General features: G+C 64.8%; 23 protein-coding genes and 1 tRNA gene. 14 read left to right on the top strand and 10 right to left on the bottom strand.

Annotated elements, in window-relative coordinates; all coding sequences use genetic code 11:
- The first annotated feature begins 10 nt into the window (after positions 1-10).
- Positions 11-1,144 carry a helix-turn-helix transcriptional regulator gene (locus tag HZB49_RS12680; protein WP_291611758.1) on the top strand — a complete coding sequence of 378 codons (1,134 nt, stop codon included), beginning with the start codon at positions 11-13 and terminating at the stop codon, positions 1,142-1,144.
- 7 nt (positions 1,145-1,151) lie between these two features.
- On the opposite strand, the gene HZB49_RS12675 is transcribed toward HZB49_RS12680, so the two are convergent.
- Both HZB49_RS12675 and HZB49_RS12670 read right to left on the bottom strand, forming a co-directional pair.
- Positions 1,152-3,947: a di-heme-cytochrome C peroxidase gene (locus HZB49_RS12675; RefSeq protein WP_291611756.1), complete on the bottom strand. Its 2,796-nt coding sequence runs from the start codon at positions 3,945-3,947 to the stop codon at positions 1,152-1,154.
- Positions 3,948-4,133: 186 nt separating this feature from the next.
- On the bottom strand, positions 4,134-5,924 hold the full coding sequence (locus tag HZB49_RS12670; protein WP_291611788.1) for a tetratricopeptide repeat protein: 1,791 nt from the start codon (positions 5,922-5,924) through the stop codon (positions 4,134-4,136).
- Positions 5,925-6,133: 209 nt separating this feature from the next.
- On the opposite strand from HZB49_RS12670, the gene HZB49_RS12665 reads away from it, so the two are divergent.
- Positions 6,134-6,769 carry a LysE family translocator gene (locus tag HZB49_RS12665; RefSeq protein WP_291611787.1) on the top strand — a complete coding sequence of 212 codons (636 nt, stop codon included), beginning with the start codon at positions 6,134-6,136 and terminating at the stop codon, positions 6,767-6,769.
- A 5-nt stretch (positions 6,770-6,774) separates the two neighbouring features.
- Here HZB49_RS12665 and HZB49_RS12660 read toward each other — a convergent pair whose 3' ends face one another.
- Positions 6,775-7,527 carry a sulfite exporter TauE/SafE family protein gene (locus HZB49_RS12660; RefSeq protein ID WP_291611753.1) on the bottom strand — a complete coding sequence of 251 codons (753 nt, stop codon included), beginning with the start codon at positions 7,525-7,527 and terminating at the stop codon, positions 6,775-6,777.
- A 196-nt stretch (positions 7,528-7,723) separates the two neighbouring features.
- On the opposite strand from HZB49_RS12660, the gene HZB49_RS12655 reads away from it, so the two are divergent.
- A complete protein-coding gene (locus HZB49_RS12655) occupies positions 7,724-8,614 on the top strand; it encodes a LysR substrate-binding domain-containing protein (RefSeq protein WP_291611751.1) in 891 nt (296 codons plus the stop codon).
- Between the two features lie 104 nt (positions 8,615-8,718).
- Here HZB49_RS12655 and HZB49_RS12650 read toward each other — a convergent pair whose 3' ends face one another.
- The 4 genes from HZB49_RS12650 to HZB49_RS12635 form a co-directional block, all read right to left on the bottom strand.
- Entirely contained in the window at positions 8,719-9,687 is a 969-nt protein-coding gene (locus HZB49_RS12650) for a tripartite tricarboxylate transporter substrate binding protein (RefSeq protein ID WP_291611749.1), read from the bottom strand.
- Between the two features lie 25 nt (positions 9,688-9,712).
- Positions 9,713-10,495, bottom strand: a complete 783-nt coding sequence (gene hisN / locus HZB49_RS12645) for a histidinol-phosphatase (RefSeq protein WP_291611747.1) — start codon at positions 10,493-10,495, stop codon at positions 9,713-9,715.
- 621 nt (positions 10,496-11,116) lie between these two features.
- Positions 11,117-11,281 carry a Flp family type IVb pilin gene (locus tag HZB49_RS12640; RefSeq protein ID WP_291611745.1) on the bottom strand — a complete coding sequence of 55 codons (165 nt, stop codon included), beginning with the start codon at positions 11,279-11,281 and terminating at the stop codon, positions 11,117-11,119.
- 238 nt (positions 11,282-11,519) lie between these two features.
- Positions 11,520-12,407 carry an N-formylglutamate amidohydrolase gene (locus tag HZB49_RS12635; RefSeq protein ID WP_291611743.1) on the bottom strand — a complete coding sequence of 296 codons (888 nt, stop codon included), beginning with the start codon at positions 12,405-12,407 and terminating at the stop codon, positions 11,520-11,522.
- 307 nt (positions 12,408-12,714) lie between these two features.
- Between HZB49_RS12635 and cpdR the strand changes: the two genes are divergently transcribed.
- Together cpdR and HZB49_RS12625 are read left to right on the top strand one after the other, a co-directional pair.
- Complete coding sequence (gene cpdR, locus HZB49_RS12630) at positions 12,715-13,074, top strand: cell cycle two-component system response regulator CpdR (RefSeq protein WP_291611742.1); 360 nt, start codon at positions 12,715-12,717, stop codon at positions 13,072-13,074.
- 142 nt (positions 13,075-13,216) lie between these two features.
- Positions 13,217-13,291: transfer RNA gene (locus HZB49_RS12625), tRNA-Val, on the top strand.
- Between the two features lie 209 nt (positions 13,292-13,500).
- Here HZB49_RS12625 and HZB49_RS12620 read toward each other — a convergent pair.
- Positions 13,501-13,881: a DUF3606 domain-containing protein gene (locus HZB49_RS12620; protein WP_291611740.1), complete on the bottom strand. Its 381-nt coding sequence runs from the start codon at positions 13,879-13,881 to the stop codon at positions 13,501-13,503.
- 66 nt (positions 13,882-13,947) lie between these two features.
- Complete coding sequence (locus HZB49_RS12615) at positions 13,948-14,889, bottom strand: hypothetical protein (RefSeq protein ID WP_291611738.1); 942 nt, start codon at positions 14,887-14,889, stop codon at positions 13,948-13,950.
- Positions 14,890-15,089: 200 nt separating this feature from the next.
- Here HZB49_RS12615 and HZB49_RS12610 point away from each other — a divergent pair, with 200 nt between their 5' ends.
- The 3 genes from HZB49_RS12610 (at position 15,090) to HZB49_RS12600 (ending at position 20,109) form a co-directional block, all read left to right on the top strand.
- Positions 15,090-18,557, top strand: a complete 3,468-nt coding sequence (locus tag HZB49_RS12610; RefSeq protein WP_291611736.1) for an indolepyruvate ferredoxin oxidoreductase family protein — start codon at positions 15,090-15,092, stop codon at positions 18,555-18,557.
- 2 nt (positions 18,558-18,559) lie between these two features.
- Entirely contained in the window at positions 18,560-19,588 is a 1,029-nt protein-coding gene (locus tag HZB49_RS12605; protein WP_291611734.1) for an LLM class flavin-dependent oxidoreductase, read from the top strand.
- A gap of 101 nt (positions 19,589-19,689) precedes the next feature.
- Positions 19,690-20,109 (top strand): hypothetical protein, encoded by a 420-nt coding sequence (locus HZB49_RS12600; protein ID WP_291611732.1) that lies wholly within the window; start codon positions 19,690-19,692, stop codon positions 20,107-20,109.
- A gap of 45 nt (positions 20,110-20,154) precedes the next feature.
- Here the strand turns inward: HZB49_RS12600 and HZB49_RS12595 are convergent, their stop codons facing one another.
- A complete protein-coding gene (locus HZB49_RS12595; RefSeq protein WP_291611730.1) occupies positions 20,155-21,888 on the bottom strand; it encodes a winged helix-turn-helix domain-containing protein in 1,734 nt (577 codons plus the stop codon).
- Positions 21,889-22,116: 228 nt separating this feature from the next.
- Between HZB49_RS12595 and HZB49_RS12590 the strand changes: the two genes are divergently transcribed.
- The 6 genes from HZB49_RS12590 to HZB49_RS12565 all read left to right on the top strand — a co-directional run bounded on the left by HZB49_RS12590 (position 22,117) and on the right by HZB49_RS12565 (position 25,440).
- A complete protein-coding gene (locus HZB49_RS12590) occupies positions 22,117-22,422 on the top strand; it encodes a nickel-binding protein (protein WP_291611728.1) in 306 nt (101 codons plus the stop codon).
- Positions 22,423-22,513: 91 nt separating this feature from the next.
- Positions 22,514-22,738: a hypothetical protein gene (locus HZB49_RS12585; protein WP_291611726.1), complete on the top strand. Its 225-nt coding sequence runs from the start codon at positions 22,514-22,516 to the stop codon at positions 22,736-22,738.
- A 104-nt stretch (positions 22,739-22,842) separates the two neighbouring features.
- Positions 22,843-23,010 carry a hypothetical protein gene (locus tag HZB49_RS12580; RefSeq protein WP_291611724.1) on the top strand — a complete coding sequence of 56 codons (168 nt, stop codon included), beginning with the start codon at positions 22,843-22,845 and terminating at the stop codon, positions 23,008-23,010.
- Positions 23,011-23,121: 111 nt separating this feature from the next.
- On the top strand, positions 23,122-23,352 hold the full coding sequence (locus HZB49_RS12575) for a hypothetical protein (RefSeq protein ID WP_291611721.1): 231 nt from the start codon (positions 23,122-23,124) through the stop codon (positions 23,350-23,352).
- A gap of 151 nt (positions 23,353-23,503) precedes the next feature.
- The gene (mddA, locus tag HZB49_RS12570; RefSeq protein ID WP_291611719.1) at positions 23,504-24,289 is read left to right on the top strand and encodes a methanethiol S-methyltransferase; all 786 of its coding nucleotides are present in this window, start codon (positions 23,504-23,506) and stop codon (positions 24,287-24,289) included.
- Between the two features lie 191 nt (positions 24,290-24,480).
- Positions 24,481-25,440 (top strand): tripartite tricarboxylate transporter substrate binding protein, encoded by a 960-nt coding sequence (locus HZB49_RS12565; protein WP_291611785.1) that lies wholly within the window; start codon positions 24,481-24,483, stop codon positions 25,438-25,440.
- Positions 25,441-25,530: the final 90 nt, after the last annotated feature.

The following is a 25,530-nucleotide window of genomic DNA, read 5'->3' as shown; positions in this document are numbered from 1 at the left end:
GGGTGCCTGAGTGAAGCCCGACCTGATCGACCGCATCTATGAATGCTCCGCGTTGCCGGATCTCTGGCCCGCCGTGCTCGACGAACTGGCCGAGCTGGCGGATTCGCGCGGCGGCCTGCTGTTCTCGGCCCGCGACAGGGTGCTGAACTGGACTGCCTCGGCAAATCTCAGCGATATCTTCCGCGCCTATGTCGAGGACGGATGGTTTGCGCGCTGCGATCGCCGGGTATGCCTGTTCGGCCAGTCGCAGCCTGGGTTCTTTGCGGAGCATGATTTCTGGACGGCGGATCAGCTCGATCACAATCCGATCTATCGCGATTTCTTCCGCCCGCGCGGCCTCGGCTGGTCGGCGGGCACCGGGTTGAAGATGCCGACCGGCGATCGTGTCGTCTTCAGCGTCGAGCGCGAGTACAGCCGCGGTCCGATCGAGAGGGAGCGCATCGACCGCCTCAACGAGCTTCGCCCGCACCTCGCGCGCAGCGCATTGGTGACGGCACGACTGGGGCTGCAACGCGCCACCGGCGCCAAGGAAGCACTGACCTCGATGGGGCTGCCGGCGTTGCTGCTCAGCCAGAACGGTACGGTGATCGAGGCCAATCATCTGATCGAAGGGCTTGGCGACCATGTGCAATGGCGCGCCCGCAACCGCGTCGCGCTGGCGGATGGCCGCGCCAACGAGCTGTTATGGGCCGGCCTTGCCGCGCTCGACGGCGACCCGGACCAGGCGGTGCGCTCGTTTCCGCTGCGCGATGCCGACGGCCGTGCGGTCCTGGTCGTTCACACCATTCCGATCCGCCGGTCGGCCCACGATATTTTCGCGGGCAGCTACGTTCTGCTGATTGCGACCCCGGTGACGGCACCGGCGGCGCCGCCCGCGGAACTGATGCGGTCGCTGTTCGACCTGACCTTGTCCGAGGCGCGCGTGGCGCGGGGTCTTGCAGCCGGCCAGACGCTGGACGAGATCGCATCGGACGGTAGCGTCGCCCTCTCGACTGTCCGATCGCAATTGCGGGCGGTTCTGCAAAAGACCGGATGCACCCGTCAGGCCGAACTGGTGGCGCTTCTGGCAAACGTGACCCTCGACCGCAGCGCGCCGGAAAGCCGAACGAACGCGCAGGTCGATCGGGCAAGCCCTGCGAAGTAGCGGACGGCTACCGCTTCTTGAGATACTCGATCAGGTCGTAGCGCTCGTCCTCGGTCAGCTTCCGGCCGATCACGCCGTCCGGATAGGTTTTCTTGTCGGCATCCGCGGCAGCCTCCAGCGAATGACCGCGCACGCTGTTGCCCTTGATCTCCTTGCCGTCCGATCCCGTCATGGAGAAGATGGTCTGGCCGGCCTTGCACGAGGTCTCGTTGCCCTCGACGCGGAAGCCGACGTCGCGGGGATCGAATTCGCGCGCGCCCATGCAGAACTTGGTCGGGCGTTCGGACTGCGGCGTCAGCATCCAGTACAGCGACGGCACCGAGCCGTTGTGCAGATAGGGCGCTGTCGCCCACACGCCGTTCAGCGGCCGGGCGCGATAGATCGCCTCCTTCAGCTGGTTCGGATTGGGGCAATTGCTGCGCTCGCCCCAGACCTCGGACAATCGCCTGGGGTCGGTGACGTCGTGATCCGCCAGCCATTTCTGGCTGACCTTGTCGACCACGATCATGAGCGCAATGGCGAACGGCATATCCGTTGAGGAATAGGCCGGCAGCCCCTTGCACTTCCATCGCACGCCGAGATCCTCGGCAGGCTGCAGGTTGAGGAAGCCGGGAACCTGGACCATCCGTTCGCGCAGCACGTTGCCCTGCGCAGGGTCGGTGCCCATGCCCTTCACGCTCTTCTGCACCTCGTCCAGCACCCAGCCGCCCTTGGGATCCTGGCTCCAGCGCTTCGAAGTCCAGAAGCTCTTGTCGGGATATTGCGTGTCGAAATCCCCGTCGTCGACCGGGCCGAGATGGCACTCGGCGCAGATGTCGGCGTACAGCTTGCGCCCCTTGGCGACGCGATCGGGCTTGATCTTCCAGGCGTCGTCGTCGGGGAACAGATGCGAAGGCCATGGCGGCGACTTCAGTCCCGCAAAGCTCTTCGGATCGCGGCCGAACGGATCGGTGCCGCGCAGCATCGCCTCGACGCGCACGAGGTTCTCCAGCGCGACAGACGAGCTGAAGAGCCTGGCCGGCGCATGCTCCGGCGAAAGGTTGACGAGCGCGGAGACGCCGAGTGCCTCGCCGGCATTGCGGATCAGGGGCTGCTCGATCGAGGCGTCGTACTGCGCCCACCACAGCCACGGCACCGTCCATATCGGCGGGTAACTGACGGGAGCGTCGTTGGCGTAGATGTTGTTTTCGACTCCGGAAAGACCGCCCATGACGAGGTCGGTATAGAAGACCTGGTTGCCGATGCGGTTCAGCGCATCGAGCCGGCCATATCCCTCGTCGGTGTCCTTCTGGTTCTTCGCCTTGGTCGTCTTCTGGTGAATCTGCTCCTGCTTGAACAGGAAGTCCTTGATGCCCGACAGCTGCTTCTTCAACTGCGTTCGGTCCGCCTTGGACGCGTCGGGGCCGAGCACGCGCGTGGCGAAGCGATTGAAACGGCCGGGGGTGTAGAGTGTGTAGAAGATCGAGAGGAAGGTCGCAGCTTCCAGCTTGCGAAGTTCCAGCATCGAGGCACCGCCGTCGAAGCGGACGCTGACGCCCTTGTAGTGGATGCTGCCGGTATGACAGGCCGCGCAGGTCAGCCCAATCTTGTCCGAATCGGGGGCGCCGGTGCCGGGATCGACGACGCCGGTCATGCGCGCGAAGCCGACCGGCAGTCCATCGATGTTGTCGGCAGGCAGTGGCTTCAGGCCGGCCACCTCGGCCGGCGCGGGATCGGTCTTCGCGCCGGTCTTCGCAAATCCGTAGCGGCGCAAGGTTGCCTCATCGGCGCGCACCGTCTTCGGGCTCGGCAGGAAACCCATCCGTTCGAGATAGGCGCTGTCGGCGAGCATGCCGGGGCGGCCCCACAGGCGAAGGCCGGGTTGCTCCAGCGCCATGAACCAGGAATAGGGCACCGGGAACGTCGCCGTGCCCTGGCTTGCGTGGTGGAACCAGAACCGGTCCTCGGTCGACCAGTTCTGGTCAAGCCAGTAAGCCGCCTTGAGCGGCTGGCGCTTGGGCAGGGCCGGCGGCTCGAGCTGCCCGAGCACCGGGATCGGCCGGATCAGTTCGGGAAATTCGGCGAACACGACGATGAAAGCCGCCAGCAGCGCAACGATGGCAGCCGCGACCTTGACCAGTTTGCCCACTATTCCGCCCTTGCGCACCGGATGCGCCGACAGGCGCGCATTGATCCGCTCCGGCAGGCGCCGCTCGGTGAAGAGCGTGCGAACCTCGGCCACGCTGAGATAGCGCTCCGTGCCTTCGCCCTTGCCCATGATATCCAGCAGCACCGGCCACTCGCCGTCCATCAGCTTGCGGTCGATGGCGCGCCGGTGACCCTTGGCGCGCTCGAAATTCGCGTTCATGTAGGTGACGATTTCGCCGGCGTTGAGGCCGCGCTCCATGCCGCCGCCGATCGGATCCGGCCGATCCGTGCCGAAGGAAGCGAGGCGTTCGATCTCGTCCTCGTGGACATGGGCGTTGGCGTCGAGGATGCGCGAGCCGACGCCGTGCTTGTCGAGCGGGCCGTTGCGCAGCTCGTCGAGCGTGGCGCCGGACCACCAGCTCCTGATGAGGCGGAAAGGATTGAGCCCGTTGGCGACCAGCGCGACCAGCCGGGTCTCGATGCCGGCCTTCACTCTTGCAAAGCCTGTCTTGCCGCTTGCGGCCTGCACGGTCTGGGCCAGCGTGCCCAGCGGCACGTTGTGGCCGCCGACATAGCCCTCCGCGACGACGGCGCGCAGGAACGGGCAGGGATTGTCTGGCGACACGGCGATCGGCTGGCCAGGCGCGTTCGAATCCGTTCCGGTGCGATCTTGCATGATCCTGATCCCCCAACAGCCGTGACTACTGAAAAACGATTCGATGACAAAGCAAAGGATTGCTGCGACGCGATGCCGCGAGCCGAATACTACTTCTGGATGCGCGGAAATTTTGGCTAAATCAGGCCTGCTGTCAACCAATGCACGGCCGCCGCCTGTGTGTATCCGCAAGCAGGGCAGGCGTCTTCAGCACGCCGTGCGCTTCGTGCCCGTGTCGACGAGCGTCAGCTTGGTCGACGGCACGCCGGCCTTCAGCAGCCCGTCGCGATAATGTGCGATATCGGCGAGCTGCTTCCAGTGGAAGTTCCGCAGATGCTTTTCGACGGTGAGGCTCGGATAGTTGACGAGCAGGGTTTGCGTCGCCCTGGCGGCTTCCTCGTTTCTGCCGAGTTGGGCAAGGGCTGCCGTCCTCACCGCGAGCACCTGAAGGTGGTTGGGATTGAGATAGAGCGCCTCGCGTACCCAGGACAGCGACGCGTCGTATTGTCCGAGCAGGTAGTGGCTGAATGCGAGCAGGGCGGCCCATTGATAGCGGGGGTCGCTGTTGCCGCGCTGCACGGCGGTCGAAAACAGGTCAATGGCCCGGCGGTGCTCGCCGATGGCCAGATGGCAGCATCCGAAAACGCCGCGCGCGCCCATGTCGTAGGGGTTGAGCTCAACCGCCCGTCTGCCGGCCTCCATTGCCGCGTCGTGATTGCCGGTCATGGCATGTACGAACGCGAGGATCGAATAGGCAAACGACGACCGCGGATCGAGCCTGACGCTGCTTTCCGCAAGCTCGATCGCCTCCGCCCACAGCTCGCTGGTGCTGTTGATCCATCCGTACTGGATGCCTTGGATCATGATCGTGCCGAGATAGGCGCGCGCGATCGCCAGCGACGGGTCGAGCGCAATCGCCTCCCTGAAGAAGGCGATCGAAGCCTCGAAATCGGGCTTGGTCTGCTTGTAGTAATGCGACAGCCCGCGCAGAAAACGGTCCCACGCGGTGAGGTCGGTCGAGGCCGAGCGCGCCGGGGCCGAGGCCTCTGCGCGAAAGATTTCCGGCGCCAGTGCGGCGGAAAGGCTCGTGGTCAGCTCGTCCTGCAGCGCGAACAGGTCGCCCATGTCGCGGTCGTAGCGGCTGGCCCACAACTGCGCGCCATTCTCGGGCGCAATCAGCTCGGCTGTGACGCGCAGCTTGTTCCCGGCGCGCCGCACCGAGCCCTGGATCAGATAGGTTGCGTCGATTTCCCGCGCGATCAGGCGCGCGCTCAGGTTCTGGCCCTTGAAGGCGAAGGTCGCGCTTCGACTGAGCACCCGGTAGAACGACTGCAGCGACAGCGCATGAATCAGGTCTTCGGTCAGGCCGTCGGCGAAATACTCGTCGGTGCTGTCGGCGAGATTGGCGAAAGGCAGCACGCCGACGATGGCGGTCCGGTATTGGGCCGGCAGTGCGGCCCTGGAGTCGTAAGCCGGCCCCTCGATGCTGCCGGGCTCCCAGGTCCAGACATTGAGCAACTCGCCGATGTTCTTCAGCTGGTGGCTGCCGGCATTGACCAGGGCCGTGGAAAGGTGCTTGCCGGCTTCAAGATAGGCCTTGGACGACACTGCAACGCCGCCGGGAGCGGAGACTGATTCCAGGCGGACGGCGATGTTGACATCGTCCCCGAATACTTCGTCCTCGTCGGCGATCACGTCGCCCATGTGGACGCCCATGCGGAAGCGCATGACCCGCTCGGCCGGGAGTTGAGCGTTGCGCTCCGCCATCAGCCGCTGCATCCCGATCGCGGCTTCGATCGCGCCCACCACGCTCGGAAACTCCAGCATGAAGCCGTCGCCGGTATTCTTGACCGTCCGGCCGCCGTGATTGAGGATCATCGGGTAGATTGCGCTGCGATGGGCCTTGAACGCGGCATGCGTCCCCGCCTCGTCAGCCCCCATCATGCGTGAGTAGCCGGCGACGTCTGCGCAGACGATGGCAGCCAGGCGTCTCTGCATCATTGTTCCTCAAGCTCGAGATGTGCTGGAATCATCACCCATTCCGGTTGCCGAATTCCTTATAGACACCTTGTCGCTGACGGAAGAGGATACCGACCCTACGCCCATGCAAACCCCATGCAAGCGTGCGGGCCGGCCATGGTCATCCCACTGTCATGGAACCCCGAAAGGGGCGGATCGGAGGCGGTCCGAAGCGCGAACAGGCGATCATGCTCGGCATTCACGAACCATGGCTCTTCGTCCTTTCCGGACTGCTGCTCAACATCACGCCGGGGCCGGACACCGCCTACATCATCGGCCGCAGCATCCAGCTCGGATGGCGCGGCGGGGGGGCGGCCGCCATCGGCATCAGCTGCGGCTGCCTTGTGCATGTGCTGGGCGCCGCGATCGGGTTGTCGGCCCTGTTGATGGCTTCCTCGACGGCTTTTGCGCTCCTGAAACTCGCCGGCGCGGCGTATCTACTCTTCGTGGGGGTGCAGATGCTGCTGTCGCGCTCGCGCCCCCTGGCCGACGTCACGGTCGAGGCCGGTGCCACGTCGCTCTCAGCCGTATTCTGGCAGGGCGCGCTGACCAACGTGCTCAATCCCAAGGTCGCATTGTTCTTCCTCGCCTTCCTGCCGCAATTCGTGGACGGCGCTTCGGCGCACAAGACGCTGGCCTTCCTGCTGCTCGGCGCCGTCTTCATCTTCAACGGCACGCTGTGGTGCCTGGGCATCGCGGCCTTCGCCGCCAGGGCCGCCACGCGCATCCGCCGGTCGGAAGGCACGATTGCCTGGATCAACCGGGCGCTCGGCGGGCTGTTCGTCTATCTCGGCATCCGCGTGGCAATGCTGGAGGCCAGATAACGCATCTAGGCGTGAATCCTGATAAGCGCATTGCTGGCGATATAGAGACCGAGCAGGATCAGCGCGATCAGGAACCAGCGGCGGAATTCCTCCGGATGCATCCGCGAGCGCACCGCCTGTCCGATGAACATGCCGGCAAAGGACGCCGCCATTGCGACGGCGCCGGGCAGCGCAGTCGCCGCGGTCAGCAGCCCCGACGCGGTGATGTTGAACGCGAGAGCTACCGTGGCGACCGTGAAGAACACGCCTAGCGCCTGCACCAGCTCGTCCTTTTCCATGCCGATCGCCTGCATGTACGGCATGGATGGGATCACCTGCACGCCGGTTTCGGCCGACACCACGCCGGTGACGAGGCCGACAATGCCGCCGATCCACTTCTCGTTGCGGCTGGCGACCTTGAACTGCAGCCTGCTCAGCCCCATGACGGCATAGATCACGAGCAGCGCGCCGAGGGTTACCGTGCCCCAGGGTGCATAGGGTCCGGTCAACAGCCCCGCATTCAGCCAGATGCCGATGACGGTGCCGATCATCAGCGGCCACAGCCGGCGCATGATGTCGCGCAGGTAGGGTCCGCCGAAGGTCTGCCAGATATTGGTGACAATCGCCGGCACGATGACGATCGCGATCGCCTGGCCCGGCGGCATCGTCACCGCGAGCAACCCCATCGACACCGTCGGCAGGCCGAGCCCGATCACGCCCTTGACGAATCCGGCGAGCAGGAACGCGGCGGCGATCAGAATGAGAAGCGGGTCGTGCATGAGCGGCACATTGACCCATCGTGCCATCGGGCACAATCTGGACCTTACGGAGAGTGCCTTCGGCCATGCCGTAGGCTGTCCTTCATCCCGGGGAGCGGCCGTCAGGCCGCGTCTCGAAGGATGTGGGCCCGTTGTGGCCTCATGGTTCGAGACGCGCCAAGTGGCGCTCCTCACCATGAGGGACGAGGAGTTTGCCATGCGTTTCGATCTGGTCGATCTCCAGCTTTTCGTCGCGGTAGCCGAGACCCGCAGCATCACCGGCGGCGCTTCGCGCGTGCATCTGGCGCTGGCCTCCGCCAGCGAGCGGATCAAGGGGCTGGAGGCGGCGCTCGGGGTCGCGCTGCTCAAGCGCGGCCGCCGCGGCGTGGAGCTGACCTCGGCCGGCGAGAGCCTGCTCGACCACGCCCGCATCGTCCTGCACAATGTCGATGCGTTGCGCGGCGAGCTAGCCGGATTCGCCAGCGGCGCGCGCGCCAGCGTGCATTTGCTCGCCAATACGTCGGGCATCTCGGAATACCTGCCCAGGGCGCTCGCTGCCTTTCTCGCCGGGCATCCGCGCATCTCCATCGACGTCGAGGAGCGCGAGAGCGGCGAGATCGCGCGCGCCATTGCCTCCGGCGCCGCCGATCTCGGCCTTGCCGCCGAGCATGCACTGCCCGAGGGCATCGAGCGCATCCCCTTCAGCGAGGACCGCCTGGTGCTGGTGGTGCCGCAGAGGGACGAACTCGCAAGCCGCCGCCATGTCGATTTCCGCGAGGTGGTGACCCGCGACTTCGTGGGCCTCATCACCTCGAGCGCGCTGCATGCCCACGTCAGCGGTCATGCCGCAAGGCTCGGCGCGCGGCTGCGCTTCCGCGCGCGGCTGAACAACTTCGACGCCATCGGCCAGATGGTGGCAGGCGGCATCGGGGTTGCCGTGATGCCGGAGGTCGCCGCGCGCCGCTGCGCGCGCTCGATGAAGATCGCTGTGGTCAGGATCAGGGATTCCTGGGCCGACCGGCGGCTCGTGATCTGCGCCCGCAGCTTCAAGGCGCTCGCGAGGCCGGCGCAGCAGCTGGTCGAGCATTTGCGCAAATCGGCGCGCTAGAGCGTTTTCAAGCGATGTGGATACCGGTTCGCGTGAAGAAAACGCGTCAAGTCAAGAATCTAGAGCTTCTGTTCTGATTCCATCCGAACAGAAAATGCTCCAGTTCACTTCGTCGTCTGGATGCCGGCGTCCTTGATCACCTTCGCCCACTTCGCCGTTTCGGCTGCGATGTAGTCGCGGAATTGCTGCGGCGAGTTGCCGACGGTGGTCAGGCCCTGCTCGGCGAGCTTCTCCTTCACGGCGGGATCGGCAAGCGCGGTGATGGTGATCCTGTTCAGCGCCTCGATGATCGCCGGCGGCGTGGCGGCCGGTGCGATCATGCCGTACCAGTTCTCGATGCGCAGCTGCGGCATGCCTAATTCTACCGTCGTCGGCACGTCGGGCGCGGTCGGCGCGCGCGCCGTGGTGCCCAGCGCGATCGGCTTCAGCGCGCCGCTCCTGATGTGCGGCAGGATGGCCGGCAGATCGAGGAACGTCATCTGCACCTGCTGGCCGAGCAGATCGGTGATGGCGGGTGCAGCGCCCCGGTAGGGCACGTGGACGACGTCAATTCCTGCGGTGAGCTTGAGCAACTCGCCGGCAAGATGCGGCAGGCTGCCGGGACCGGTGGAGGCAAAATTGAGCTTGCCGGGCTGCGCCTTCGCAAGCGCCACCAGCTCGCTCATGTTCTTCGCCGGCACGTTGCCGGCGACCACGAGCATTTCCGGCACGGTGACGACCAGGGTGACTGGCGCGAGATCCTTCAAGGTCTCGTACGGCACCTTCTCCATGGTCTGGTTGATCGCAAGGGCCCCGCAATTGACGATGCCGATGGTGTAGCCGTCGGGAGCGGCCTTGGCGACCGCATCGGTGCCGAGCGCGCCGCCCTGGCCGCCGCGATTGTCGATCACCACGGGCTGCTTCATCAGTTCCGACATGCGCTGGCCGACGATGCGGGCGATGATGTCGTTGGGCCCACCGGCCGGGAACGGCACGATCAGCTTGATCGGCTTGGCCGGGAACTCCTGTGCCGCGGCCAGCGCCGGCAGGAGCAAGAGCGTCAGTCCCGTCAGCAGCCTGCCAATGATCCCCACCGAAGCTCTCCCTGACGGTTCGCGCTCAACTGTTGAGTATCTTCATCGCGGCTTCATGCACCCGCGGGTCGCCGGCGGCGATGATGCGGCCGCCGTTCTGCGCCGGCTTGCCGTCCCAGGTGGTGACGATGCCGCCGGCCCCGGTGATGATCGGGATCAGGGCGGCGATATCGTAGGGTTTCAGCTCGGTCTCGACCACGAGGTCGAGATGGCCGGCCGCCAGCATGCAGTAGGAATAGCAGTCGCCGCCATAGCGCGTCAGCTTCACCGCCGCCTCGACCTTGGCGAACTGGGCGCGGTCGGCCGCGTTCATCAACAGCGGGCTGGTGGTGTAGGAGGTTGCCTCCTTCAACGAGGCGCAGCGCCGCACCGTCAGTTTGCGCTCGCCGGTCGGCCCCGCATAATGAGCCGAGCCGTTGTCGCCGGAGAAGCGCTCGCCGATATAGGGCTGGTGCATCATGCCGTAGACCGGCGTGCCCTTGTGCAGCAGCGCGATCAGCGTGCCCCAGATCGGGAAGCCCGCGATGAAGGATTTCGTGCCGTCGATGGGGTCGAGCACCCAGACATATTCGGCGTCCTCGCGCTCATTGCCGAACTCTTCGCCGACGATGCCGTGCTGGGGGAAGTTGGCCTTGATCAGCCGCCGCATGACGGCCTCCGCAGCGCGGTCGGCTTCGGTGACGGGGTCGAAATCCTGGGCCACGCTCTTGTTGTCGATCGACAGCGAGGTGCGGAAGAACGGCAGGATCGTCTCGCCGGACGAGGTCGCAAGCCGGCCGATAAAGGCTTTGAAATCGATGACCGTCACGGCAGTCCTTGGGATGGCAGGCGGTAAGGGGGAGGCGTGTCCGCCATTCCCCTAGCTCAAACGGACGGCCCGCGCACGGGTCGCGCGAGGTTATTCCCAGTCCCGACGCGCGTTCTTCTTTCGAATCGCCTTCGCTTGGCCTGCATTTTCAGGTGGGCGCGTCCATCACGAAGTTGAGATTTGTGCCAATGGTGGCCATTCGGCAACTCCGTGGTTTTGCCGGGAGAGTCTTGTAACATATTGAAATAATGTAACTAATTCAGATTTAACCAACCTGTTGCATAAGAGTCATTCCGGCCGGGATTGCGCAGGAAATTAATCGAAACCTCTTGCCTTTTGTGCAGCGCGGTCGCATATTGTTGCGGTGCGGTAGCGCCTCGCGCTATCGCTGCCCTCCTTGGGCGTTTCCTCCCTAGACTTGGGCCGCTTGTTCATTCAAGCGGCCCTTTTTTCTTGTCGGGAACCCGTTCGGACCCGAAGGGCCGCGCAGGCGCGCCGAGGGCGGCGGTCTTCCGCGAGACCATGCTCAAGAAAATGAAGCGAGATGACGATTTGAGGAATCGTCATCCCGCTCCAGTATCCGGGTGGAAGGCGAAGCGGCGAACGCCCCGCCGATGTCGATTACTTCAGCGACGTGTTGATCGACGTGAACTTCTCGTTGAGGTTCGTACCAAGGCCGTTCACCACGGCGATGATGGCAAGCGCGATGCCGGCTGCGATCAGGCCGTACTCGATGGCGGTTGCCCCCGACTCGTCGGACAAGAACTTTGAGAAGACCTTTTTCAACTTGACCTCCAGGGTTTCTGGTTTGCGTACGCGGCTCCAGGTTCCGCGCAGGGGAAAGTGCGTTCCAGACTTGAAGAGGTCCTGAAGGGTAACCCTAAAATGCTCCATAGTTCCCGGTATGAGGGGCAGGCGGCCGGCAAACGACATCAGACCGTTAACGACGCCCTGTTCCCGTCCTGAAAGATTGTCCGAAGCTTTGAGGACAATTTGTGCGCAATGTCCGCGCAATGTGCGCGGACTATTCGGCCGCGGCCTGGAACGGCCCGAGATCGCCGAGCGGCATTTCCGCCAGCCGGTCGGCAATGGCGGCGAAATCGGCCGCCACCTGCGCAAAGCGCGGGCCGCGCTCCCTGCGGCGCTCGTCCATATAGACGGCGCGGTTGAGCTCGAGCTGCACCGTGTGCAGGCCGCTGGCGGGATTGCCGTAATGCTCGGTGATGAAGCCGCCGGCATAGGGCTTGTTGCGGCCGATCGAATAGCCGAGACCGGCGAGCGTATCCTCCACCAGCTCCGGCAGCACGGCTGCGCAACTCGTGCCGTAGCGGTCGCCGATCACGACGTCCGGCCGCCGCGGCTCGTCGCGCGACACGCCGACCGACGGCATGGAATGGCAGTCCACCAGAATGACCGTGCCGAAAGTCTGGTGCGCCTTGTTGATCAGCCGCCGCAGCGCACGGTGGTACGGCTTGTACAGCGCCTCGATGCGGCCGAGCGCGTCGTCGACCGACAGCCGCTCGCGATAGATCTCCTGGCCGTCGCCGACCACGCGCGGGATGGTGCCGAGCCCGCCGGCCACCCGCATCGAGCGCGTATTGGCAAAGCTCGGCAGCCGTCCGGCGAACATCCTGGGATCGAGCTCGTAGGGCTCGCGGTTCACGTCGACATAGGAGCGCGGGAAATTCACCGTCACCACCGGGAAGCCGCGTTCGCTCAGGTGGCCGATCAATTCGTCCATGAACGAATCCTCGGAGCGGCGCAGCGCGGCGAGATCGATCCGCGAGGCGTTAAGGAATTCCTCCGGATAGACCGAGCCAGAATGGGGGGAGTTGAAGATGATCGGCGCCCGCCAGCTCGCGGGCTCCACGATTTCGAACGGTGGCGACAACTCGCCATCAAACTGGGTCATTCGCCGGGCGCCGTCCCTGTCGAGCGAGATTCTTCCCGCAGGCTCATTTCTGCCAGAAAATCGCGTGCTTTGTGAGGCGATATTGTCGGAAATCGCAGGCTTCTGCCAAGGAAAAAAGCCCGTTTACCCTGGAACACTTCTTTGCAGCCCTTCAGGCCCGTCTCGATTGCCTTCCGCCCCGCTCCTGATGCAGTAAGATCGCCACCTGCCGGCTGGCCTCGGCCGATGGTCTTTCACCCGAAATTTACTGTCTGCAGGGCTTAGTGAGTGGAGTGATCCAGTGACCCGGACTAGACGACCGAAACCCATGCACAAAATTCTCCTCGCCGAAGACGACAACGACATGCGCCGCTTCCTCGTCAAGGCGCTGGAAAACGCCGGTTTCGAGGTGTCGCCCCACGACAACGGCATGTCGGCCTATCAGCGGCTGCGCGAGGAGCCGTTCGAGATGCTGCTGACGGACATCGTCATGCCGGAGATGGACGGCATTGAGCTCGCCCGCCGTGCCGCCGAGCTCGACCCCGATATCAAGATCATGTTCATCACCGGCTTTGCGGCGGTGGCCCTGAACTCGGATTCGGAAGCCCCCAAGAACGCCAAGGTTCTGGCCAAACCGGTCCATCTTCGCGAATTGGTCAGCGAAGTGAACAAGATGCTGGCGGCCTGATTTCCGGTCTTAGCGCGTTTTCCGAACGCGAAACGGTGCCCGCTTCGCTTGAAAACGCTATGAAATTTAGGGGCTGACTGTCCTTGCGGCCCCGGTCCGCAGCCGCTATACGGACCCCGACCCAACCACCTTTTTTCTAGTAGGGCACGTAGCTCAGCGGGAGAGCACTACCTTGACATGGTAGGGGTCACAGGTTCGATCCCTGTCGTGCCCACCATCCTTCGCGCGCGCAGCCTACGAAGGATGCCGCGCCGAAGCCCAATCGGGCGAAGGCGGGCTTTGTCCGCGCGCTTCGGCTCGGCAAGCCACTTTCCTCCCTTGAAGCTACGCGTGGCACCGCCGCCCCTGAACCAAGGGCGAAGCGTGTCCGGCGTAGCTCGAATGAAATGACAGCGAAGACGGACGGTCAGGGGCAGACGCAGCCCCTCACGCCGCCTTCTTTCTCTTCTTCGCCCCCTTCTTGGCCGCCTTCTGGTGCTTCAGATAGGCCTCGACCTTCTTCGAGGAATGTCCGGCGGCGGCCACGGCGGCTTTCAGCTTGGCCGGCGTGATCTTGAACTTCTTCGACCAGTAGCGGACCTCGTAGGGCTGGCTGACCGCAATGCGCGACTTGTCGGCGGCCTTGTGCTTCTGCTCCTGGATGTAGGCCCCCACCTTCCTGGCGGAATGGCCGACCTTCTTGACGGCGTATTTCAGCTTCGCCGGCGTCACCTTCAGCTTCTTCGACCAGTAGGCGACCTCGTATTTCTCGCCGATCGCGATCAGCGCGCGGTCCGTGCCGCCGCGATTCTTCTTGCTATCCGCCATCACTTCCTCCCTGCCATGAGACCCAGTATCGCGAGCCTAGCACTGTCTCATGGGGGAAGCACAGGCTTACGAATAAAGCTCGGCGTATTCCTTCTCATACGGCGCATAGGACTGCTTGATGCTGGCGCCGTTGAGCAGCATCGTCGCCACCGGCGCATTGTCGCCGCCGAACACGGTGGTGCGTACCCACATGCTCTCCGTGCGCCGGCTGCCGCTCAAGGCAACCACCTCGCGCTCGGACGTGTAGCTCTGGCCTACGAACAGCGGGCCGCGCAGCAGGCGGATCTCCTGGTCGGCGAACAGGCCGACCGCGGGGCCGCGCACCGGCAGGCGATCCTCGCGCGCGCGATACTGGAACAGCACGCTCAGCATCTCCATCGGCACGATCGGCCGGCCCCAGGGATTGTCGTCGCCCGAATAATAAGGCGAGGGCTCGGTGATGACCTTGAGCTTGTCGGCCAGCGAGAACGGGTAGAGATCGCCCATGTGCTGGTCGAGATCCATCTTCACGCTCTGCCGCGCGGTCTTCATGCCGACCTTGATGTCGCGCAGGATCACGGGATCGGCCAGCGGCTTCAATTCCTTCAGCCGCTGCGTCAGCGCGGTCTCCGTCACGTCGCGTCCGACGGAGGCGGTGCCGCGCAGAATCTCCGTGCCGTCCTTCCGCGTCATGCCGATCGCGCAGACGCTTCGACCGGGCTTCGGCATCTCGATGCTCGCCTGCACCTCCTCGCCCTCGAACACGGGATTGCGGTAGTGCGCCGAAAGACAGCCGGTCTCGAACCATTGTTTGCCCCAGATGCGCTCGCAGAGCGGCGCGAACTGGCTGAAATGGGTCGGGCCCTCGATGGTACCGCCCTGGAAGCCGAGCTTCTGTGCGGTCGCATCGTCATGGATCGAGGCGTGCGAATCGTAGGTCTGCGCATGCAGCATCTGTTTCGGCTGCCGCCACGGTCCGGTGAGCACGCCATTGCTCTCGGCGATTTCGCTGTCGAAGGCTTTCGTCATCCGCGTCTCCCTCAAAACCGTGTCGTGACCAGTTCCTGCGGCAAGTTTCGGCGCGGAATCAAGCAAAATGCAAAGGTGTTATGCCGCGGCGCGGCATATAGGGGGCTGTGCATGCATGGCAAAACCGGTGCATGCTGCCGGCCAAGCAAAATCAGGTCCGAAACGAGCACGGACCGCAGGGAGCGCGGGCAAGGTTCATCATGGCATTGCTGGAAGTTGGGCTGGACGACAAGTACCGGCTGGATGCGAAGCGGATCTTTCTGTCGGGCACGCAGGCCCTGGTCCGGCTGCCGATGCTGCAAAGGGAGCGCGATCGCGCGGCGGGTCTCAACACCGCGGGCTTCATCTCCGGCTATCGCGGCTCGCCGCTCGGCATGTACGACCACGCCCTGTGGCGCGCCAAGTCGTTCCTGCAGCAGCATGACATCGCCTTCGTCCCCGGCCTGAACGAGGATCTCGCCGCCACCGCGGTGTGGGGCAGCCAGCAGGTCGGCATGTTCCCCGGCGCCAAGGTCGATGGCGTGTTCGGCATCTGGTACGGCAAGGGGCCGGGCGTCGACCGCTCGCTCGATGCGCTCAAGCACGCCAACTCCGCCGGCTCCTCGATCAACGGTGGCGTCATTGCGCTCGCCGGCGACGACCATGGCTGCCAGTCCTCGACCCTGGCGCATCAGAGCGAGCAGGTGTTTGCCGCAGCCCTGATGCCGGTGGTCAATCCGGCGACGCTGCAGGACTATCTCGATCTCGGCATTTTGGGCTTTGCGCTGTCGCGCTACTCCGGCTGCTGGGTCGGCTTCAAGGCGATTTCGGAGACGGTCGAAAGCTCCGCCTCGATCATCTCTGACATCGATCGCATCAAGATCATCACGCCCGACGATTTCGAGATGCCGCCGGGCGGCCTCTCGATCCGATGGCCCGATCCGCCGCTGGAGGCAGAGAAGCGGCTGCATGGCCCGAAGATGGAGGCGGTCGCGGCGTTTGCCCGCGCCAACCGTTTCGATCGCATCGAGCTGGATTCGAAGCCGGCGCGGCTCGGCATCATGGCGACCGGCAAGGCCTATCTCGATCTGCGCCAGGCGCTCGCCGATCTCGGCATCACGGATGCCGAGGCGCAGGCGCTGGGCCTGCGCATCTACAAGGTCGCGCTGACCTGGCCGCTGGAAGCGCGCGGCGCGCTCGCCTTCGCCGAGGGCCTGCAGGACGTGCTCGTGGTCGAGGAGAAGCGCGGCTTCATCGAGGACCAGCTGATCCGCATTCTCTACAATATGGACGCCTCAAAGCGTCCGTCGGTGGTCGGCAAGCGCGACGAGAGCGGCGCGGTGCTGTTGCCGAGCGAGGGCGAACTGACGCCGACCATGGTGGCGGCCGCCGTGGTGGCGCGCCTGCGCAAGGTCGGCCATCGCAGCCCCGCACTGGAGCAGCGCCTCGCCAAGCTGGAGGCCTTCGATCGCCCGGCCGACGGCATCGGCGCCGCAAAACTGCAGCGCACGCCGTATTTCTGCTCGGGCTGCCCGCACAACACCTCGACGAAAATTCCGGAGGGCAGCCGCGCCATGGCCGGCATCGGCTGTCACGGCATGGCGCTGTATATCCCCGCCCGCCGCACCACGACCATCTCGCATATGGGTGCCGAGGGTGTCGCCTGGATCGGCCAGGCGCCGTTCACCAACGAGAAGCACGTCTTCCAGAATCTCGGCGACGGCACCTACACCCATTCCGGCCTGCTGGCGCTACGCGCCGCGGCCGCGGCCGGCGTCAACATCACCTACAAGATCCTCTACAACGACGCGGTCGCGATGACCGGCGGCCAGCCCGCCGAGGGCGGCTTCAACGTTTCGCAGATCGCCCATCAGGTGGCGGCCGAAGGCACCAAGCGCCTCGCCATCGTCACCGACGATCCCGAGAAATACCCGAGCAACTACTTCCCGCCGCTGGCGACCGTGCATCACCGCCGCGAACTGGACGCCGTGCAAAGAGAGTTGCGCGACGTCGCCGGCCTCACGGTGCTGATCTACGACCAGACCTGCGCGGCGGAAAAGCGCCGTCGCCGCAAGCGCGGGCTCTATCCCGATCCGCCGAAGCGCGTCTTCATCAACGAGCGCGTCTGCGAAGGCTGCGGCGACTGCTCGCAGGTGTCGAACTGCGTCTCGGTGCAGCCGCTGGAAACCGAGCTCGGCCGCAAGCGCCGCATCGACCAGTCCAACTGCAACAAGGATTTTTCCTGCGTCGAGGGTTTTTGCCCGAGCTTCGTCACCGTGCATGGTGGCAAGCTGCGCAAGGCCGATCGCACCGCCGCCGATCCGTCGGCGCTGTTCGCCGACCTGCCGCAGCCCGCGACGCCCGCGCTTGATGGTCCCTTCAACATCCTGGTCACCGGCATCGGCGGCACCGGCGTCATCACCATCGGCGCGCTGCTCGGCATGGCCGCCCATGTCGACGGCAAGGCCTGCTCGACGCTCGACTTCACCGGCCTGTCGCAGAAGAACGGCGCGGTCATGAGCCACGTCCGCATTGCGCCCCATGCCGACGATCTCTCCAGCGTCCGCATCGCGCCGGGCAATGCCAACCTCATCCTCGGCTGCGACATCGTGGTCGCGACCTCGGCCACGGCGCTGAACAGTGCCGACCGCGGCGTCACCCGCGCCGTCGTCAATGCCGACCTGTTGCCGACCGCGAGCTTCGTGATCAATCCCGACATCGATTTCGAGATGGGCGCGATGCGCGATGCGCTCAATGGTGCCATCACGGCCGACCATCTCGACATCCTCGACGCCACCGGGCTCGCCACGGCGCTGATGGGCGACAGCATCGCCACCAACGCCTTCATGCTCGGCTTCGCATTCCAGCGCGGTGCCATCCCGCTGTCGCTGGAGGCGATCCAGAAGGCGATCGAGCTCAACGGCGCTGCGATCGAGATGAATCGCCTGGCCTTTGCCTGGGGCCGGCTCGCCGCCCACGACCTGCCGCGCGTGGTCTCGGCCGCCCGATTCAAGTCGAGCGCGGCGATGCCCGCGAAGAAGACGCTGGACGAGACCATCGCCTTCCGCGCCAAATTCCTTGCCGACTACCAGGACGAAGCCTATTCGAAGCGCTACCTCGCCGAGGTCGAGCGCGTGCGCGCCGCCGAAGCCAAGGCCGCGCCCGGCTCGACGGAGCTGACGGAAGCCTTTGCAAAGGGCCTGTTCAAGCTGATGGCCTACAAGGACGAATACGAAGTCGCCCGCCTCTATAGCGACGGCGAATTCGCCAAGGCCCTGCAGGCGCAGTTCGACGGCGATCCTTCCCTGAAGGTGCTGCTGGCGCCGCCGCTGCTCGCCCGCCGCGACAAGGTCACTGGCCACTTGCAGAAGCGCGAATTCGGTCCGTGGGTGTTCAAGGCCTTCGGCGTGCTCGCGAAGCTGAAGGGTTTCCGCGGCAGCGCGCTCGATATTTTCGGTTACACTGCGGAACGCAGGATGGAGCGCGCACTGCCGGGCGAATATTCCGCGATGATCTTCCGCCATCTTGACGGCAAGCTCGACCTGCCGCGGCTGGTGGCGCTGGCGAAGATGCCGGAAGTGGTGCGCGGTTACGGCCACATCAAGGAAGCCAATGTCGCCCGCTATCGCGCCGAATGCGCGCGCATCGAAAGCGAGATCGGCCAACGGATCGCGCAGGCGGCGGAGTAGGGATGCAGTTCGGCATCTTCGATCAGAACGACCGCGGCCCGTATCCGCTGTCGGAGCAATACGAGAAGCGGCTCGCGCTGATCGAGTTCTACGACCGCGCCGGCTTCCGCACGTATCACATGAGCGAGCATCACTCGACGCCGCTCAATCTAGCGCCGTCGCCGAGCATCTTCCTGTCCGCGATCACGCAGCGCACGCGCCGCATCCGGCTCGGCGCGCTGGTCTATGTGCTGCCCGCGCATCACCCGCTGCGGCTTGCCGAGGAAGTCTGCATGCTGGATCACCTTAGCGGCGGGCGCGTCGAGGTGGGCATCGGCCGCGGCGCCTCGCCGCACGAGCTCGATTATTTCGGCGTCGATTCAGAAAGCGCACAGGCGATGTATGTCGAGGCCTACACCGTCATGATGCAGGCACTGACGAAGGACGAGGTCAATTTCGCCGGCAAGCATTACACGTACAACAACGTCCCGATCGACCTGAAGCCGGTGCAATTGCCGCATCCGCCGCTGTGGTATGCCGTGCCGGTGCCGGAAGGCGCGGCTTGGCCGGCGCAGAACCGCATCAACATCGTCTGCGGCGGGCCGATTCCGCGCGTGCGCGAGATCGCCGACCGCTACCGCGCCGAATGGGTTGCCGCCGGCAACGCACCCGAACAATTGCCGCTGCTCGGCATCAACCGCTTCGTCGTCTGCGCCGACACCGATCATGAAGCCATGAACCTTGGCCGCCGCGCCTGGCCGGCCTTCTTCAAGAGCTTCATGAAGCTCTGGAACATCCACGGCACCCAGCCGCGCTATGCCCGCATTCCCGAGGATTTCGAGACCGTGGTGAAGCACGGCGGCGGCATCGTCGGCTCGCCCGGCACCATCGGCGAGCAGGTCAGCCGCATGGCCAATGAAGCCGGCGCGAATTATTTCATCAGCCAGTTCTCCTTCGGCGATCTGACGCAAGAGGAAGTGCTGCATTCCGCCGGCATCTTTGCCCGCGAGGTGCTGCCGCTGGCCCGCGAGCGGGTGGCGCAGGCGGTGTAGGGAGTGGTGCTTCCGACCAAAGCCGAATAGTGCGGGAGCCCCGGTGTACTATCATCAGCTGCCGCCGGCGTGCCGCTGCCCGGCGGGGAAGGGATGATCGCATGACATCGAATGCCTTCGCCTTGGCCGCCACCGTCATCCTGCTTTTCTCGATGGGCTATTTCTTCCTGGCCTCGCCTGCTTTTCTTTTTGTGAAGCTCGACATCCCGCAGGTCACCCAGTTGCTGCGCGGCATGTTCAACATCCAGTTTGTGATGCTGGGCGTTGCCGGCGTCATCGGGACGCTGGCCTTCGCAGCCGCTGGCCGGCCGTTTTTCGCCGTCGGAATTGGCGTGGTTGCTGCGTCGGCGATTCTCGGACGCCGCTGGTTCATGGGCAAGATGGATGCCCAGCTGAGCGCGAGGGATTCCGGCGATGCCTGCGCCGTGCGGCGGCTGCGCCGGCTGCATTGGACCGGCATGCTGTGCAATGCGGTTCTGCTGGCGGTTCTCGTCGCCAGCCTTCCCTACGTTGGCGCCTGACGGGCAGGATCAGCCGCGGGCTCGTGTGCGGACTCAGCTGCGGGCTTAACTGCGGGCTTGGGCAACGGCGCGCCCGACCTTGCGCGCATCGATGTCGCCTTGCAGCGCGGCGCAATCGGCCTGCAGCTTGCGCGAGCCCAGCTCGTCTGCAATGAGCTGGGCGGCGTGCACTTCGGCCAGTGCACCGCGAATGTCATCGCGTTCCAGCTGCAGCCGCGCGATCCGCAGCCTGAGCCGCACGGCCTGCACCTTTCCTTCGATGCTCGACCAGAGCTGCCGCGCAAGATGCAGGTGCTGCATCGCAGCTTCCCGATCGCCGCGCGCCAGCGCGAGCACCGACTGCGCTTCGCTCGCCAGGGCACGGATCGAGGGCATCGGCCAGCGATCCGGACTTCCCGAAAGCTCGTCGATCAGGTCCAGCGCCTGGTCGTGCCGGCCCGTATGCGCCGCAACGAGTGCCAGATGCGCGAACAATATTCCCCGCCGCTGCAGCGTCCACCAGCTCTTGCCGATCAGGCTGCGCTCGAGGCTGGCATAGGCGGCTTCCGCTTCGCCCCGTTCCAGCAGCAGCATGGCGCGGCCGGGCTCGGGATCCCACCCGAACGAATACGCCCTGTCATAGGCTTCGAGCGCGGCGTCATCGTCGCCGATGGCGGACAGGATGTCGCCGAGCACGCGGTTGGCGTCGCCGATCGACCACGGTGCCTCGCTGGTGAGCCGCGCCAGCGAGTCCTGGATGCGAGACAAGGCCTCGTTGAGCGAGCCCCTGACGCCGAGCACCTCCGAGCGATGCAGCTGGCACGAGCCGGTCAGTTCCATGCCGCTTTCCGAGCAGAATTTCTGATAGCCCAGCGTCCACTGGTTGGCCCGCGCCCAGTCGCCGAACATCCGCGATGCCCACAGGATGTTGCAGTAGAGGATGCCGCCCATGACGGGATCGAGATCGTTGCTGGACAGCGCCAGTGTCGCGGCATGATCCTGATCGGCGAGGCCCGCGCGTGTGTCGCCCAGGCACAGGCGATAGAAGCCGCGGTAAACCAGGCTCAGCGCTTCGATATTGACGGCGCCCTTGTGCCGGACCGCGGAGTAGGCGGCATCGGCAAACGAGAGTGCCTGTTCCGGCTCGCCGTCGAACGCCGCTACCTTGGACTTCATCCAGAAGATCAGTGCCGTCGTCGCAGGGTCATTGGTTTCGGCTGCCCAATCCTCTGCGCGGGCCAGCCATCCCTTTGCCATCGCCGCCTGACCGCGCTCGAAATGCAGGCCCGACAGCGTGACCGCATCGGTCACCGCCAGAGGCACATCGCCTGCCTTGGTATGCGCGGCGACGGCGCGGACCAGAACGGGCAGGGCGGCATCGGTCTTGCCGGTGCATTGAAGGGCGAGAGCCCATAGATGCAGGTCCTCGCCGCTGAGCGAACCGGCGGCATCGGCTTTTTCAAACTGCGCTACGGCTTCCGCCCACGCCTGCGCGGCAGCAGCTTGCCTTGCGCGCGCCCGCACGTCCTGCTCGTCATCGACGGCCGGCTGAGCCGCCTGCGCCTGTTGCCCAGTCTCGTCGTCGAGGCAGAAGCGATATCCCTTGCCCGGCACATTCCGGATGGCGTCCTCCATGCCGCCCTTGCGCAGCACGGCGCGCAACGCACTCACGGCCCGCTGCAGCGAGTTGTCGGTCACGGTGACGTGAGGCCAGACAGCTTCCAGCAGCTCGTCCTTGGAGACGACCCGCTCGCGGTTGTGAACGAGATAGACCAGGAGATCGAAGACGCGGGGTTGCAATGGGACCTCTTGCCGCGCGCACATGACAACGCGGCCCGCTTCGTCGAGCTCGAAGGGTCCAAACCTGAGGATCATATCCCTGAGTCCGGGCGGCAGCGAAAAGGTTCAGCCAGGGATCAGGAAAAGATCAGGCCGCGGTAAGGACGGTCAGCGCTACCTGCCCCTATAGCTCCTCACGGCCGGCGGTCATTCGCGGCCATTGGTTAACAACCCCTGAGGAGATTTCTAATGGAACTCTACGTCATCCGCCGTCCGAGCGCCTGGGCAAACCTGAACGAACTGGAAGCCGCGGGAGCCAAGTCCGCGAAGATCGGCAACGAGCAGATGTCCGATCGCGTCCGCTGGATCCGCAGCTATGTGGTGCACGAGGCCGACGGCCGCATCGGCACCTTCTGCATCTACGAGGCGCGCGATGGCGAATCGATCCGCGAGCACGCCCGCCGCGTCGGCATGCCCGGCGAGGAGTTCTACAAGGTCGCCACCACCGTCGTCGTGCGTGACGATCCCGCACCCCGGACTGCCGCTGCGGAATAGCAACTTCGGCGCGGGCGTCGTCTCACCTTCCGGCAACTGCCAATTCGCTACCACCAATCACGACAATCGACCAAACGATTAGGAGCAACACATGAACAAGCCTTACTGGAAATCCTTCCTCGTGGTCGCGGCCCTTGCAGCGGGCTCATTGCTGAGTTTCGCTGAAACCGCCGATGCTGCCAAAATGAGCTGTATTCAGAAGTACAGACTCTGCAACCAGCGTTGCGCCGGGGCCGCCGGAGCCAAGGGCGACTGGACCGCGTGCATCAACCGAACCTGCAACAGGCAGTACGACAACTGCGCGTCCTCATACTAGTTCGCGGCCTCTTGCTCAGTCGTCCCGGGCTCCCGCCCGGGGTGGCCGGTGCCTCAGCACGGGAGCCGTTTCACTAACGAACCGATTCACGACGAGAAATGACCATGTCTACTTTGTTCGAAGCGCCCGCGCTGAACCCAACCCACCGCTTCTTCAAGGCTCTCCTCCTGCGCTTCCGCCGGTTCGTCAACCGGTCGGTTGCCCGCATGCTGGCGAGCCGGGAACGGCAAGCCGCCCGCGCGATCATCGCGCGCGGCAGTCCCCTTAGGTAATTCGGCCGGCGCAGCGTGCGCCGCGCCACAACCAACTCCGCCGGCGAGCGCCGACAGCGCTTGCCGACTGAGTACTCACGTCCCTGACACACCCAAACCCAGAGGAAGATCATGAACCACATCTCCAAGTCCAGAATTGCCGCATTCGCGCTCGGCCTCGTCGCCGTCTCGATGATGTCGCTGGCGTCGGCCTCGGCCGCTACCGCTACTCGCGACCATCGCACCAAGCCGGTCGTTCGCGATCACCGCGCCAACGCGCCCGAAGTCCGCGATCACCGAAAGGACCCCAAGCCGGCTCCCAGCACCAGCGGCGGCGGCGTCTCCGTCAAGGACACCGAGTAACAGCCCACCCCCGTGGATCGCCTCGGCAGGTCTTGCCAAGCGAACCACGTCTGCGCCGGACCTGCCTCGGTCTGACGCAACTGCGAGCTGCCGGCGAAGTCCCCGTCGCCGGCAGCCCTCCACCCGTCACCCCCTATCAGGAGAACCGGACATGTCCATCACCATGCAAAGCGGGCCGGTCCATCAGCCGGATCAAACCCGCGGCTCGCTGGCCGCGCGCAGCTTCGTGCTCGGCTACGGCGTGCTCGCCTATCTCGTCTTCTTCGTCACCTTCCTCTACGCCATCGGCTTCGTCTCGCAATTGATCGTGCCGAAGACGATCGACAGCGGCGTGGCTGCCTCGCCCCTGCGCGCCCTGGTCGTCAATCTCGCGCTGATGTCGCTGTTTGCCGTCCAGCACAGCGGCATGGCTCGCCAGGGCTTCAAGCGGCTGTTCGCGAACTTCGCTTCGCCTGCGCTCGAACGCAGCACCTATGTGCTGCTGGCGAGCCTCTCGCTGGTCCTGCTGTTCTGGCAGTGGCAGCCGATCACGGCCGTGGTCTGGCAGATCGAAACGCCTGCGCTCGCTTACGCCGCGGTTGCAGTTCACTTCCTCGGCTGGCTCGTCGTGCTCTACAGCACCTTCCTGATCAGCCATTTCGAGCTGTTCGGGCTGACGCAGGTGGTCACCCACTTTGCCGGCCGTCTCGCCGAGCCGATGAAGTTCAAGACACCCGGCCTCTACCGCCTGATCCGGCACCCGATCTATCTCGGCTTCATCATCGCGTTCTGGTCGGCACCGGTCATGACGGTCGGTCATCTCCTGTTCGCGGCGGTGACGACGGCCTACATCTTCGTAGGCATCTGGCTCGAGGAGCGGGATCTGGTGGCGCAGTTCGGCGAGGAGTACCGGCGCTACCGGCAGAAGGTGGCGATGATGCTGCCCGGATTGTTCTGAGCGGATGTGGCAGCGACTTTCAATTCAACCGTCGGCTGTCGGCGAAGCGCCACTTCGCCGGCAGCCGCTGCCCGCCTGAATGCGCCAATCTGTCCCGCCTCCTGCGGGTGGCAGAGGCGGGTCGATGCGGTACCTTCGTGGACGAATCCAGGGAGGTAACCAAATTGAAGAAACTCGACCGCCGTCACTTCATGGCTGCCGGTACTGCAGCCGCCGCTATGCCCTTCATCTCGCGCGGAGCCTCGGCGCAGGCCGCCTGGCCGTCGCGGAACATCCGCATGATCTGCAGCTATCCGGCAGGTGGGCAAACCGACCTGCTCGCGCGCGCCTTCGGCGATTTCATCACGAGGCAGGTGGGCAAGACCGTCGTCGTCGAAAACAAGGCGGGCGCCTCCGGCTCCATCGGGGCGGCCGAAGTCGCGCGCGCCGAGCCTGACGGCCACACCATCCTGTGCTCGATCTCGACCACCTATGTGATGAACCGGGTGATGATGAAGAACCCCGGCTACGACATGGACAAGGATTTGACGCTCGTCAGCATCATTCCGGGCGCCGGGCTGCTGCTGGTGGCGAGCCCGAAATCCGGCGTCAAGTCGCTCGACGATTTGGTCGCCTTTGCGAAGAAGAGCGGCAAGGTGAATTTCGGCACCTACAGCGCGGGCTCGGCTCCGCACATGACGATCAACGAGCTCAACAAGCAATATGGCCTCAACATCGAGCCGGTGCATTACCGGGGCGAAGCGCCGATGTGGACGGGACTGGCGGAAGGCACGCTCGACGTTGCGATGGGCAGCTATACGGCCGCGCAATCCGTGCTCGGAAGCAATCTCGGCGTCCTGTTCGCGGTGCATTCGAAGAAGGTCGCCGCGATCCCCGACGTCAAGACCCTGCCCGAGCAAGGCGCCACATCGAAGTTCTTTACCTTGAGCGGCTTCTCGGGATGGGCTGTGCCGAAGGCAACGCCACAGCCGATCGTCGACCGGCTGGCGGAACTCTTCGTGGCGGCCAACAACGATCCCAAGGTGAAGGAAGTCCTCAGCACTTTTGTGCTGGAGCCTGCGATCGGCTTCAAGGAAAGCAACGCCTTGTACCAGCGCGAATTGCCGATCTGGCTGGAGACCGGCAAGTCGCTCGGGATGGAGCCGTCCTAGAGCGTGATCCGGAAAAGTGTGAAGCGGTTTTCCGAAAAGATCATGCTCAAACAACAACCTAAAGCGCGATGATGAGTTATCCCAATCTCA

It is taken from the genome of Bradyrhizobium sp. (assembly GCF_016219575.1).
Taxonomy (GTDB): Bacteria; Pseudomonadota; Alphaproteobacteria; order Rhizobiales; family Xanthobacteraceae; genus Bradyrhizobium.
This window is presented reverse-complemented; position numbering and strand designations above follow the sequence as displayed.

Excerpts from the sequence above, each read along its gene's own strand:
- HZB49_RS12675 (WP_291611756.1), bottom strand. The coding sequence starts at position 3,947 with ATGCAAGATCGCACCGGAACGGATTCGAACGCGCCTGGCCAGCCGATC.
- HZB49_RS12670 (WP_291611788.1), bottom strand. The coding sequence starts at position 5,924 with ATGCAGAGACGCCTGGCTGCCATCGTCTGCGCAGACGTCGCCGGCTAC.
- HZB49_RS12665 (WP_291611787.1), top strand. The coding sequence starts at position 6,134 with ATGCTCGGCATTCACGAACCATGGCTCTTCGTCCTTTCCGGACTGCTG.
- HZB49_RS12660 (WP_291611753.1), bottom strand. The coding sequence starts at position 7,527 with ATGCACGACCCGCTTCTCATTCTGATCGCCGCCGCGTTCCTGCTCGCC.
- HZB49_RS12655 (WP_291611751.1), top strand. The coding sequence starts at position 7,724 with ATGCGTTTCGATCTGGTCGATCTCCAGCTTTTCGTCGCGGTAGCCGAG.
- HZB49_RS12635 (WP_291611743.1), bottom strand. The coding sequence starts at position 12,407 with ATGACCCAGTTTGATGGCGAGTTGTCGCCACCGTTCGAAATCGTGGAG.
- cpdR (WP_291611742.1), top strand. The coding sequence starts at position 12,715 with ATGCACAAAATTCTCCTCGCCGAAGACGACAACGACATGCGCCGCTTC.
- HZB49_RS12620 (WP_291611740.1), bottom strand. The coding sequence starts at position 13,881 with ATGGCGGATAGCAAGAAGAATCGCGGCGGCACGGACCGCGCGCTGATC.
- HZB49_RS12615 (WP_291611738.1), bottom strand. The coding sequence starts at position 14,889 with ATGACGAAAGCCTTCGACAGCGAAATCGCCGAGAGCAATGGCGTGCTC.
- HZB49_RS12610 (WP_291611736.1), top strand. The coding sequence starts at position 15,090 with ATGGCATTGCTGGAAGTTGGGCTGGACGACAAGTACCGGCTGGATGCG.
- HZB49_RS12605 (WP_291611734.1), top strand. The coding sequence starts at position 18,560 with ATGCAGTTCGGCATCTTCGATCAGAACGACCGCGGCCCGTATCCGCTG.
- HZB49_RS12600 (WP_291611732.1), top strand. The coding sequence starts at position 19,690 with ATGACATCGAATGCCTTCGCCTTGGCCGCCACCGTCATCCTGCTTTTC.
- HZB49_RS12590 (WP_291611728.1), top strand. The coding sequence starts at position 22,117 with ATGGAACTCTACGTCATCCGCCGTCCGAGCGCCTGGGCAAACCTGAAC.
- HZB49_RS12585 (WP_291611726.1), top strand. The coding sequence starts at position 22,514 with ATGAACAAGCCTTACTGGAAATCCTTCCTCGTGGTCGCGGCCCTTGCA.
- HZB49_RS12580 (WP_291611724.1), top strand. The coding sequence starts at position 22,843 with ATGTCTACTTTGTTCGAAGCGCCCGCGCTGAACCCAACCCACCGCTTC.
- HZB49_RS12575 (WP_291611721.1), top strand. The coding sequence starts at position 23,122 with ATGAACCACATCTCCAAGTCCAGAATTGCCGCATTCGCGCTCGGCCTC.
- mddA (WP_291611719.1), top strand. The coding sequence starts at position 23,504 with ATGTCCATCACCATGCAAAGCGGGCCGGTCCATCAGCCGGATCAAACC.
- HZB49_RS12565 (WP_291611785.1), top strand. The coding sequence starts at position 24,481 with ATGGCTGCCGGTACTGCAGCCGCCGCTATGCCCTTCATCTCGCGCGGA.